Annotated in this window: 1 protein-coding gene and 1 pseudogene; both read left to right on the top strand. The window is 63.9% G+C overall.

Translation table 11 applies throughout. From position 1 onward, the window contains the following. A partial coding sequence (locus AC07SI_RS30255; protein ID WP_495007111.1) for a phosphopantetheine-binding protein occupies positions 1-708 on the top strand: 708 nt, incomplete at its 5' end. Positions 709-711: 3 nt separating this feature from the next. Next, positions 712-13,713: pseudogene (locus AC07SI_RS30250) on the top strand (non-ribosomal peptide synthase/polyketide synthase); the annotation flags it as partial.

Raw genomic sequence — 13,713 nt, 5'->3', positions numbered from 1 at the left:
AAGCCGGGCAGCCGCGTGTATCGCAGCGGCGACCTGACCCGCGGGCGTCCGGATGGCGTGGTGGACTACCTCGGTCGTGTCGACCATCAAGTGAAAATCCGCGGTTTCCGCATCGAACTGGGTGAAATCGAAGCGCGCCTGCGTGAGCAGGACAACGTCGGCGAAACCGTGGTGGTGGCCCAGGAAGGCCCGACCGGCAAACAGCTGGTGGCTTATGTAGTGCCGGCCGACGCCAACCTGGCCGATCAGGCTGAGTTCCGCGACAGCCTGCGCCGCGCCCTGAAAACCCGCCTGCCGGACTACATGGTGCCGACGCACTTCATGTTCCTCGCGCAGATGCCGCTGACTCCCAACGGCAAGCTCGACCGCAAGGGGTTGCCCGAGCCGGATGCAAGCCTGCTGCAACAGGCCTATGTGGCCCCCGAAAGCGAACTGGAGCAGCAGATTGCGGCGATCTGGGCCGAGGTGCTGCGCCTGCCGCAAGTGGGGCTGAACGACAACTTCTTTGAAGTCGGCGGTCATTCCTTGCTGGCGATCCAGATCACCTCGCGGGTGCAGGCCGAACTGGGCCTGGAAGTGCCGCTGGTGGAAGTGTTCCAGACCGAAACGCTGCGTGCCTACGTACAGGCCGCCGCCGCCTTCCGCGCCGGCAGTGCGGAAGATTTTGATGACCTTCGTGACTTTTTGAGCGAACTAGAGGCGATTTGACCCATGCTTTCCAACCCTAATATCGATCTGGTTTCGCGCTTTCTTCGCCTGCCTCTGGAACAGCGCCAGCAGTTTTACCAGCGCCTGCAAAGCCGTGGCATGAGTTTCGCCCAACTGCCGATTGCCTCGATCCGCGAGGACGGCCAGAAGCTGCCATTGTCCTACGCCCAGGAGCGCCAGTGGTTTCTCTGGCAACTGGACCCGGACAGCGCCGCCTATCACGTGCCCGGCGCCCTGCGCCTGAGTGGCCAGTTGGACAAGGCCGCCCTGCAACGCAGTTTCGACACGCTGGTGGCGCGCCATGAAAGCCTGCGCACGCGCCTGCACCTGGACGCCGAGGAGCGTGCCCAGGAGGTGCTGGCCCACGCCGTGATCGAGATCGCTGAAAGCGCAGTCGACGAGACCCAGCTCACGTCCCGCGTCGAAGCGGAAATCGCCCGGCCTTTCGATTTACAGCAAGGTCCATTGTTGCGGGTCAGCTTGCTCGCCGTGAGCGAAGACGAGCACGTGCTGGTGCTGGTGCAGCACCATATCGTCTCCGATGGCTGGTCGATGGGCGTGATGGTGCAGGAGCTGATGCAGCTCTACGCCGCCTACAGCCAGGGCCAGGACTGTGTGCTGGCGCCGCTGCCGATCCAGTATGCCGACTACGCGCTGTGGCAGCGCCGCTGGATGGAGGCCGGGGAGAAGGCCCGTCAATTGGACTACTGGCGCGAACTGCTCAGCGGCGCGCAGCCGGTGCTGGAGCTACCGTTCGACCAGCCGCGCCCGGCGCAACAGAGCTTTCGCGGCGCGCGCCACGACATCGTGCTCGAACCGGCCCTGGTTGCAGGCTTGAAAACCCTGGCCCAGCGTGAAGGCGTGACGATGTTCATGTTGCTGCTGGCGTCGTTCCAGGCCTTCCTGTACCGCTACAGCGGGCAATCGGACATCCGTGTCGGCGTGCCGATTGCCAATCGCAACCGTGTCGAGACCGAGTCGCTGATCGGCTTTTTCGTCAACACCCAGGTGCTCAAGGCCGACGTCGACGGCGCCATGCCCTTTACCGCACTGCTGCAGCACACCAAGCGCCGCGCGCTGGAGGCCCAGGCTCATCAGGACTTGCCCTTCGAGCAATTGGTGGAGGCGCTGCAACCGGAACGCAGCCTGAGCCACAACCCGCTGTTCCAGGTGATGTTCAACCACCAGGCCCGCTCACACACAGCAGAGCAGCAATTGCCTGGCCTGCGCGTGGCCCACCTGGAATGGGACAGCCACAGCGCCCAGTTCGACCTGAGCCTGGACACCCAGGAGAGCGGCGACGCGATCTGGGCCTCCCTGACTTACGCCACCGACCTGTTCGGCGCCGCCACCGTGGCACGCATGGCCGAGCACTGGCTGAGCCTGCTGCGTGCCGCCGTGGCGAACAGCGCGTTGCCGGTGCAGGACCTGGCGACCCTCAGCGCCAACGAGCGCGAGCAGATGCTTGACCAGTGGAACGCCACCGCGCGCGATTATCCGCAAGGGCAGTGGGTACATCAGTTGATCGAGGCGCAGGTGCTGGCGCAGCCGGACGCACCGGCAGTGCGCTTCAACCACCTGTCCCTGAGCTATGCCGAACTGAACCGTCGTGCCAACCGCCTGGCCCATCGCCTGATCGAAGCCGGTGTCGGCCCCGACGTGCTGGTCGGCCTGGCGGTGGAGCGCTCCATTGAAATGGTGGTTGGCCTGCTCGCGGTGCTCAAGGCCGGTGGTGCCTATGTGCCGCTGGACCCGGAGTACCCACGTGAGCGCCTGGCCTACATGCTCGACGACAGCGGGGTGAAACTGCTGCTGACCCAGGCGCATCTGCGTGAGCAGTTGCCGATTCCCCAAGGCCTGGAAACGCTGGTGCTGGGCGAGTCCGACTTTGAGCACTACAGCGACACCAACCCAGGCATCGCGCTGGACGGCGAAAACCTCGCCTACGTGATCTACACCTCGGGTTCCACCGGCCAGCCAAAAGGTGCCGGCAACCGTCATTCGGCATTGCTCAACCGCCTGCAATGGATGCAGGAGGCCTATGGCCTGGAGGCCAGCGACAGCGTGCTGCAGAAGACCCCGTTCAGCTTCGATGTGTCGGTGTGGGAGTTCTTCTGGCCGCTGATGACCGGCTCGCGCCTGGTGGTTGCCGCGCCGGGGGATCATCGCGATCCGGCCCGGCTGGTCAGCCTGATCAATGCCGAGCGCATTACCACGCTGCACTTTGTGCCGTCGATGCTGCAGGCATTCCTGCAGGACCCGGCGGTGTCGAGTTGCCAAAGCCTGCAGCGCATTGTGTGCAGCGGCGAAGCGTTACCGGTGGATGCGCAGCAGCAAGTCTTCGCCAAACTGCCCCAGGCCGGGCTCTACAACCTGTATGGCCCGACCGAAGCGGCTATCGACGTGACCCACTGGACCTGCATCGATGAAGAGCGCGATGCGGTGCCGATAGGCCGTCCGATTGCCAACCTCGGCTGCTACATCCTCGACAGCAACTTCGAACCTGTACCGGTTGGCGTGCTGGGTGAGCTGTACCTGGGCGGCATTGGCCTGGCCCGTGGGTATCACCGCCGTCCCGCACTCACCGCCGAGCGCTTTATCGCCCACCCGTTCATCAAGGGCGAGCGCCTGTACCGCACCGGCGACCTGGCGCGCTACCGCGCAGACGGCGTGATCGAGTATGCCGGGCGTATCGACCATCAGGTCAAGTTGCGCGGCCTGCGTATCGAACTGGGTGAAATCGAAGCGCGCCTGCTCGAACACGATTGGGTTCGCGAGACCGCCGTACTGGCCGTCGACGGCAAATACCTGGTCGGCTACCTGGTGTTGCACAACGCCGGCGATGATTGGCGCGAAGTACTCGGTGCTCATCTGGCCCAGCACCTGCCCGACTACATGGTGCCGGCGCAGTGGGTGGTACTCGACCAGATGCCCTTGAGCCCGAACGGCAAGCTCGACCGCAAGGCCCTGCCCAAGCCCGAGGCCACGCAGCAATACGAAGCGCCGCACACTGCCCTGGAGCAGCAGATTGCCGCGATCTGGGCCGAGGTGCTGGGCATCGAGCACGTGGGCTTGAACGACAACTTCTTCGAGCGCGGCGGCGACTCGATCATTTCGATCCAAGTGGTCAGCCGCGCCCGGGCGGCCGGCATTCATTTCACCGCCAAAGCGCTGTTCCAGCACCAGACCGTGCGCAGCCTGGCGCGGGTGGCGCAGTTGCAGGTGGCCCAGGTCATCGACCAGGGGCCGGTGCAGGGCACGACGCCGTTGCTGCCGTTCCAGCAACTGTTCTTCGGGATGCAATTGCCCGAGCAACACCACTGGAACCAGTCACTGCTGCTGACCCCGCGCGAGGTGATGGAGGGCGACCGCCTGGAAACGGCCTTGCAAGGGCTGATCGCGCATCATGATGGCTTGCGCCTGCGCTTCAGCCCGCACGCCGCGGGGTGGCAGGCCGAGCATGCCGCAGCCGTTACGCCGGTGCTGTGGCAAGCCCGTGTGCAGGATGCCGATGAACTGGCCGCCCTGTGCGAAAACGCCCAGCGCAGCCTCGACCTGCAGCAGGGGCCGTTGTTGCGCGCGGTTCTCGCCGAACTGGCCGACGGTTCCCAGCGCCTGCTCTTGGTCATGCACCACCTGGTGGTGGACGGCGTGTCCTGGCGGGTGTTCCTCGAAGACCTGCAGAGCCTGTATCGCCACCAATCGCTGCCGGCCAAGACCTCGTCGTTCAAGGCCTGGGCCGAGCGTCTGCAGGCTCATGCCCGCAGCGAATCGATCCGTGCCGAGAAAGACTTCTGGCTGCAACAGCTGCAAGGCCTGCCGACCGACTTGCCTTGCCGTGATCCACAGGGTGCGCGCCCCGTCCGCCTGGCCCAGACCGTGATCAGTCAACTGGATGCCGAACGCACCCGGCAGCTGCTGCAACAGGCGCCGACGGCCTACCGCACGCAGATCAACGACCTGCTGCTGACGGCCCTGGCGCGCGTGATCTGCCGCTGGACCGGGCACGCTTCGAGCCTGATCCAGCTGGAAGGGCACGGCCGTGAAGACCTGTTTGACGAGATCGACCTGACCCGCACCCTGGGCTGGTTCACCAGCCTGTTCCCGGTGCGCCTGACCCCGGCCGAGTCGCTTGCCACGTCGATCAAGCAGATCAAGCAACAGCTGCGCGCTGTCCCGGACAAAGGCCTGGGCTTCGGCGCGCTGCGCTACCTGGGCGATGACGCCACGCGCGAGGCCTTCAGTGGCTTGCCGGTGCCGCGCATCACCTTCAACTACCTGGGCCAGATCGACGCCAGTTTCGACCAGCCGGACGGCCTGTTCATCCCGTCGGCAGAAAGCGCCGGCGCCGAACAAAGCCCCGAGGCGCCATTGGGCAACTGGTTGACGCTCAACGGCCAGGTGTATGGCGGTGAACTGCAACTGGGTTGGACCTTCAGCCCGCTGATGTTCGACCCCGCCGCGATCCAGGCGCTCAGCGTGGCCTATACCGAGGAACTGAATGCCCTGGTGGAGCATTGCTGCACGCCTGGCAACCGAGGCTTTACGGCGTGCGACTTCCCGTTGTCGCGCCTAAACCAGGCGCAGTTGGAGTCCTTGCCGCTGGCCGCCGACGCCATCGAAGACATCTACAGCTTGTCGCCGATGCAGCAGGGCATGTTGTTCCACACCTTGTATGAACAGGCCGCGGGCGACTACATCAACCAGATCCGCGTGACCGTCGACAACCTGGACGTGGCGCGCTTCCAGCATGCCTGGGATGCCACCGTGCAGGCTCATGACGTATTGCGCAGTGGTTTCTTCTGGGAAGGGCAGCTGGAGTGGCCATGCCAAGTGGTGTACCGCGAGGCGCGGTTGCCGATTGACGTGCTTGATTGGCGAGCGATGCCCGAGCGTGAGGCGGAGCTGCAAAACCTGCAGGAGGCCCAGCGCCGCCAGGGGTTTGACCTGACCAAGGCGCCGCTGGTGCGCCTGGTGCTGGCGCGCACCGATGAGCAACGCCATGAGCTGATCTACACCAATCACCACATCCTGATGGACGGCTGGAGCAATTCGCGGCTGTTCGGTGAAGTGCTGCAACGTTATGCCGGCGTCGCCGTGCCGCAGGCCGCCGGGCGTTACCGCGACTACATCGACTGGCTGCAACAGCGTGACGCACAGGCAACCGAAACCTTCTGGCGTGAACAACTGGCCGTGCTGCACACCCCGACCCGCCTGGGCAGCAGTCAGCCACTGGCCGCGCAGGGGCATGGCGAGCATCAACTGCAGCTGGACCGTGCCTTGACCGCGCGCCTGGAATCTTTCGCGCGCAGCCACAAGGTCACGCTCAATACCTTGATTCAGGCGGCGTGGCTGATCCTGTTGCAACGCCACAGCGGGCAGGCGGTGGTGTGCTTCGGCGCCACCGTGGCCGGGCGCCCGGCCGAATTGGCCGGGGTCGAGCAACAGGTCGGCCTGTTCATCAACACCTTGCCGGTGATCAGCGCGGTGGAGGGCCAGCAATCGGTGGCCGACTGGCTGCAAGCGGTGCAGGCGCAGAACCTGGCCCTGCGCGAGCATGAACACACCGGCTTGTACGACATCCAGCGCTGGGCCGGGCAGGGCGGCGAGGCCTTGTTCGACAACATTCTGGTGTTCGAAAACTACCCGGTATCCAAGGCCCTGGAACAGAGCGGCGGCAGCGGCATTCGCTTCGGCACGCCGCATTCCCACGAGCAGACCAGCTTCCCGCTGACCGTGCTGGTGGACGTCGGCGACACGCTGTCAGTGCAGTTCGGCTTTGCCCGCGCGCACTTCAGTGCGGCCACGGTGCACAGCTATGCGCGCCACTTGGTCAACCTGCTGCAGGCCATGCTCCAGGGCGGGCAACAACACCTTGGCGAGCTGGCCATGCTCGACCCGGCCGAGCGCCAGCAAGTCGTGCGGGACTGGAATGCCACGGCGCGTGACTATCCCCTGCAGGACTGTGTGCAGCAACGGATTGAACAGCAGGTAACGCGAACGCCGGACGCGCCGGCCCTGGTATTCGCCGAGCAGCGCTTGAGCTACGCCGAACTGAACCGTCGCGCCAATCGCCTGGCCCATCGCTTGATCGAGGCGGGTGTGGGCCCGGATGTGCTGGTCGGCCTGGCCGTGGAGCGTTGCGTCGAGATGGTGGTCGGCCTGCTCGCGGTACTCAAGGCCGGTGGCGCCTATGTGCCGCTGGACCCGGAGTACCCACGCGAGCGCCTGGCCTACATGCTCGACGACAGTGGCGTGAAGCTGCTGCTGACCCAGGCGCACTTGCGCGAGCAACTGCCGATTCCGACCAATCTGGAAACCTTGGTGCTGGGTGAGTCTGCCTTTGAAGACTACAGCGACAGCAACCCAGGCATCGTGCTGGACGGCGAAAACCTCGCGTATGTGATCTACACCTCCGGCTCCACCGGCCAGCCCAAAGGCGCCGGCAACCGTCACTCGGCCCTGGCCAACCGTCTGCACTGGATGCAGGAAGCCTATGGCCTGGATGTCAGCGACACGGTCCTGCAAAAGACCCCGTTCAGCTTCGACGTGTCGGTGTGGGAGTTCTTCTGGCCATTGATGACCGGCGCGCGCCTGGTGGTCGCGGCGCCGGGGGATCACCGCGATCCGGCCAAACTGGTCAACCTGATCAATGCCGAGCAGGTCACCACGCTGCACTTTGTGCCGTCGATGCTGCAGGCATTCCTGCAGGATCCGGCGGTTGCGACCTGCCACACCTTGCACCGTATCGTGTGCAGCGGCGAGGCGTTGCCGGTGGATGCGCAGCAGCAGGTGTTCGCCAAACTGCCGCAGGCCGGGCTCTACAATCTGTACGGCCCGACCGAGGCGGCCATCGACGTGACCCACTGGACCTGCATCGATGAGGGCCGCGATGCGGTGCCGATTGGGCGTCCGATTGCCAACCTCGGTTGCTACATCCTCGACGACAACTTCGAGCCGGCGCCGGTGGGTGTGCTCGGCGAGCTGTATCTGGGCGGCGTGGGCCTGGCGCGGGGTTACCATCGCCGTCCCGCGCTGACTGCCGAGCGCTTTATCGCGCATCCGTTTGTCGACGGCGAGCGCCTGTACCGCACCGGCGACCTGGCACGCTACCGCGCAGACGGCGTGATCGAGTACGCCGGGCGGATCGACCATCAAGTCAAGTTGCGCGGCCTGCGCATCGAGCTGGGTGAAATCGAAGCGCGCCTGCTCGAACACGACTGGGTCCGCGAGACCGCCGTACTGGCCGTCGACGGCAAATACCTGGTCGGCTACCTGGTGCTGCACGACGCCGCCGACGATTGGCGCGATGTGCTCAGCGCACACCTGGCCCAGCACCTGCCGGACTACATGGTGCCTGCGCAGTGGATGCTGCTGGAGCAGATGCCGCTGAGCCCCAACGGCAAGCTCGACCGCAAGGCGCTGCCCAAGGCCGATGCCAACCTGCAGGCACGCGCCTACGTGGCGCCGTCCAGCGAGTTGGAGCAGCAGATCGCCGCCATCTGGGCCGAGGTACTCGACGTGGAGCGGGTGGGCCTGAACGACAACTTCTTCGAACTGGGCGGGCATTCGCTGCTGGCGACGCAGGTGGTGGTGCGCCTGCGCGAGCAATTGCACGCCGAGTTCGATGTGAAATCGATCTTCACCACCCCGACCCTGGCCGATTTCAGCGCCTACGTGGCGGCGCAGCAGACAAATAATTCGCCGGTGCAGGACGCATTGGCTAAATCCTTGGAGGCCCTCAAACGTCTATCAGCAGAAGATTTGGATAAATTGATTTCCTGAGGGGCGTGGCGTGCAAGCATTAATCGAGTCGGTAGGTTCACTTTCTGCGCAACAGAAGAAAGCGTTGGCGGTAATGCTCAAGCAGCAAGGCATCAACCTGTTTGAGATTGCCCCGGTTTTCAAGCGCCAGGAAGGCGAGCCGCTTCGACTCTCTTATGCGCAGGAGCGGCAGTGGTTTCTGTGGCAGTTGGAGCCGCAGAGCCCGGCTTACCACCTGCCGCGCGCCTTGCGCTTGAAAGGTCGCCTTGACCGGGCGGCCTTGCAGCGCAGCTTCGATAGCCTGATTGCCCGCCATGAGAGCCTGCGTACTCACTTGCATCAGGATGTCGATCAGGTGCTACAGGTGGTCAGGCCCGAGTTGTCGCTTGAAATCGCCTTTGAAAGCGCTGATGCCGCGCACCTTGAAAGGCGGGTGCAAGCAGAAATCGCCAAGCCCTTCGATCTGCTACAAGGCCCGCTGCTTCGGGTCAAGTTGCTGCAATTGGCACCCGATGAGCACGTGTTGGTGTTGGTGCTGCACCACATCGTCTCCGATGGTTGGTCGATGCAGGTGATGGTCGACGAGTTGGTGCAGTCGTACCTCGCGCACAGCCAGGGCCATGATGTGCGTCTGCCGGACTTGTCGATCCAATACCCGGACTACGCCCTGTGGCAACGCAGCTGGATGGAAGCCGGCGAAAAAGAGCGTCAGTTGGGCTATTGGTGCGAGCAGTTGGGCGGTGAGCAACCGATGCTCGAACTCCCGCTGGATCACCCGCGTCCGGCCGTACAGAGCTATCGCGGTGCACGGCTCGACATGCGCCTGGATGCGGCAATGGTCAACGGGCTCAAGGCGTTGGCCCAGCGTGAAGGCGTGACGCTGTTCATGTTGCTGCTGGCGTCCTTCCAGACCTTGTTGTATCGCTACAGCGGGCAGTCGGATATCCGCGTCGGCGTGCCGATTGCCAACCGTAATCGCGCGGAAACCGAGCGTTTGATCGGCTTTTTCGTCAATACCCAGGTGCTCAAGGCCGATATCGACGGGCACATGACCTTCAGCCAGCTGCTGGCCCAGGTCAAGCAACGTGCCTTGGAGGCCCAGAGTCATCAGGACCTGCCGTTCGAACAATTGGTCGAGGCTTTGCAGCCCGAGCGCAGCCTGAGCCATAACCCGCTGTTCCAGGTGATGTTCAACCACCAGACCGAAGGCCGCGGGCCACGTGGCGAGCAGCAGTTGCCAGGCCTGGGCGTGGAAGCTCTGGAGTGGGACAGCCAGAGCGCGCAGTTTGACCTGAGCCTGGATACCCAGGAGTCGCCCGAAGGCATCTGGGCCTCGCTGACCTATGCGACCGACCTGTTCGAGGCGGCGACCGTGCAACGCATGGCCGAGCACTGGCAACAGTTGTTACGGGCGGTGGTCGGGCGCGCCGGTAATCGTATTGCACAGCTCGGGATGCTGGTCGATGACGAGCAACGCAAGCTGTTGCAAGAATGGAACCGCAGCGCGGCGGTGTTTGAAGACGTCGTGGGCGTCCACGGCTTGTTCCAGGCCCAGGTCCGACAGCGGCCCGATGCGATTGCCCTGTGCCTGGACGAGCAGTTCATCAGCTATGCCGAGCTGAACCGCCAGGCAAACCGTCTGGCCCATCACCTGATCGGCCTGGGTATTGGCCCGGAAGTGTTGGTGGGGGTGGCGGTCGAGCGCTCGTTCGACATGGTGGTCAGTCTGTTGGCAGTGCTCAAGGCCGGCGGTGCTTATGTGCCGCTCGACCCGCAATACCCGCGTGAACGTCTGTTGCATATGCTCCAAGACAGTGGCGTGCGCCTGGTGTTGACCCAGGCCCAGGTGGCGATGCCATTGCCTGAGGGCATGGCGACGTTCGATCTTGCGGATGCGCGCCTGGCGTTGTGCCCTGAGAGCGATCCGAAGGTGGTGGTTGCCGCGCAAAACCTGGCCTACGTGATCTACACCTCGGGGTCCACCGGCAAGCCCAAGGGCGTGGCGATCAATCATGCGGCACTGACCGAATTCTCCAGTATTGCCGCCGGTTACTCGCAGTTGACGGCTGAAGACCGGGTGCTTCAATTCGCTACCCTGAATTTCGATGGTTTCGTCGAGCAGCTGTACCCAGCGCTGACCCATGGCGCCACGGTTGTCCTGCGCGGCCCGGATTTGTGGGACAGCGCTCGGCTGTACGACGAAATCATTGCCCAGGGCATCACCCTGGCCGACTTGCCAACCGCCTATTGGAACCTGTTCCTGCTCGACTGCCTGGCCGCGGGCCCGCGCACCTATGGCGCACTGCGCCAAGTCCATATCGGCGGCGAAGCCATGCCGCTGGACGGTCCGGCGCAGTGGCTCAAGGCCGGGCTTGGCCATATCCGCTTGCTCAATACCTACGGCCCTACGGAAGCCACCGTTGTGTCGAGCGTGTTGGATTGCACGGCAGGCTCCGAGCTGATTGGCGCCACCGCCAGCCCGATTGGCCGTTCGCTGCCAGGTCGTGCGCTGTATGTGCTGGACCGCGACTTGAACCTGGCACCGCTGGGCGCCGTGGGCGAGCTGTATATCGGCAGCAGCTGCGGCTTGGCGCGTGCCTATATGAACCGCGCATTGCTCACCGCCGAGCGTTTTGTGCCGGATCCGTTTGGTGAAACCGGCGAGCGCCTGTACCGCACCGGCGACCTGGCGCGGTACCGGGCCGATGGTGTGATCGAGTATGTGGGCCGGGTTGACCATCAAGTAAAAATTCGCGGCTTTCGTATTGAGCTGGGGGAAATCGAAGCGCTGTTACTGGCCCAGCCGAACGTGCGTGAAACCTTGATACTGGCCGCCGATAACCAGCTTGTGGCCTATCTGGTGGCCGAACAGAACGATGCCGAGGCGCTCAAGTCGATCCTGCGTGAACAGCTGCCTGACTACATGGTGCCTGCGCACCTGATCTTCCTTGAGCGCATGCCCTTGAACCCGAACGGCAAGCTGGACCGGCAGGCGCTGCCCAAACCCGATGCCCGTCAATCTCAGCAGGTGTGGGTCGCGCCGGTCACCGAACTGGAGCAACAGGTCGCCGCCGTCTGGGCAGACATTCTCGGGGCCGAGCGGGTGGGGCTGACCGATCACTTTTTCGAAATGGGCGGGCACTCGCTTTTGGCCATGCAGGTGGTTTCGCGCCTGCGCCAGGTATTGGGCCGTGAAGTTCCACTCAAACTGGTCTTCGAGCAACCGCGTCTGGAAGGTTTCGCCACCGCTCTGCAAGTATTGGAGGCGTGCGAAGGTGAGCAGGCGCCCCCCTTGCTGGCGGTCGGTCGCGAACAACCGCTACCGCTGTCTTACGCCCAGGAACGCCAGTGGTTCCTGTGGCAACTGGACCCCCACAGTGCCGCATACCATATCCCCAGTGCCCTGCGCCTCAAGGGCACTTTGGATACCTCGGCACTGCAACGCAGTTTCGATGCTCTGATGGCCCGTCATGAGAGCCTGCGCACCTGTGTGCAGGAGCAACCGGACGGGGCACGACAGGTGATTCTGCCTGACGCCGCTTTGCCGATCAGGCTGGAGCTGGTCGACGAGGCTGACTTGCAGGCGCAGGTCGAAGCCGAGATTGCTCGTCCATTTGATTTGCAGCAAGGGCCGTTGCTGCGTGTGACCTTGTTGCGCCTGGCCGAGGACGATCATGTGCTGGTGCTGGTGCAGCATCACATCGTGTCCGATGGTTGGTCGATGCAGATCATGGTCGAAGAACTGGTGAAGTTGTATGCCGCGTTCAGCCAGGGCCAGACGCCGCAACTGCCGGATATGCCGATCCAGTATGCCGACTATGCCGTGTGGCAGCGTGCCTGGATGGACGCCGGCGAGAAGGTCCGTCAGCTGGATTACTGGCGTGACTTGCTTGGCGGTGAGCAGCCGGTGCTGGAACTGCCGTTCGACCATCAGCGTGCGGCTCAACAGAGTCATCGGGGGGCGCGCCTGGACGTGTCGTTGTCAGCGGCGCTGGCCGCTGATCTAAAAGCCCTGGCCCAGCGCGAAGGTGTAACGCTGTTCATGCTTTTGCTGGCTTCGTTCCAGGCCTTGCTGCACCGCTACAGTGGCCAGCAGGATATTCGCGTGGGCGTGCCGATCGCCAATCGCAACCGCGTGGAAACCGAGCGCCTGATCGGCTTCTTCGTCAACACCCAGGTGCTCAAGGCCGATATCGATGGGCAGACCACCGTTGCGCAGTTGCTGGCCCAGGTCAAGCAGCGTGCGTTGGACGCCCAAGCGCATCAGGACCTGCCCTTCGAACAACTGGTAGAACACCTGCAGCCCGAGCGTAGCCTGAGCCTCAACCCACTGTTCCAGGTGATGTTCAACTACCAGGCCGAAGGGCGTCGAGGTGAAGAGCCACAGGCCCTGGCCCACTTGCGCATCGAAGGATTGGCGTGGGACCGGCGTACTGCGCATTTCGATCTTGACCTGGATGTCCAAGAAGGGGCAGACGGGCTCTGGGCGTCACTGGGGTATGCCACCGACCTGTTTGAAGCTTCTACCATCGAGCGCATGGCCGATCACTGGCAGAACGTGTTGCAGGCGATGGTTGCCGACCAACAGCAACCCATCAGCCAATTGAGTCTGCTGGGCCAGACTGAGCAACAACATATCCTGCAGCTGTGGAACCAGACCGACGCGGGTTTCCCGGCCAAGCGCCTGGTCCACGAACGAGTCGCCGACCGCGCTCGGGAAAACCCGGCGGCGGTGGCGGTGAAATTCGACGCTCAGACCCTGACCTACGGCGAGCTGGACCGCCAGGCCAACCGCCTCGCTCATGCGCTGATCGCCCGTGGTGTCGGCCCGGAATTGCGCGTGGCCATCGCCATGCCGCGCAGTGCCGAGATCATGGTGGCGTTCCTTGCGGTGATGAAAGCCGGCGGCGTGTATGTCCCGCTGGATATCGAATACCCCCGCGACCGCCTGCTGTACATGATGCAGGACAGCCGCGCGCAACTGCTGCTCACCCACACCAGCGCCTTGCAGCAACTGCCGATCCCTTATGGCCTCGATAGCCTGGCGATTGATCGTACCGAGGAATGGGAAGGCTTCAGCGACACTGCACCTCAGGTGACGCTGGACGGCGACAACCTGGCCTACGTGATCTACACCTCCGGCTCCACCGGCATGCCCAAGGGCGTGGCGGTGTCCCACGGCCCGTTGGTGGCGCATATCATCGCCACCGGCGAGCGCTATGAAACCAGCCCGGCCGATTG

It is taken from the genome of Pseudomonas sp. GW821-FHT05D12, from assembly GCF_059419825.1.
Note: the sequence above shows the minus strand (reverse complement) of the source record. Positions and strands in the feature narration are given on the sequence as shown.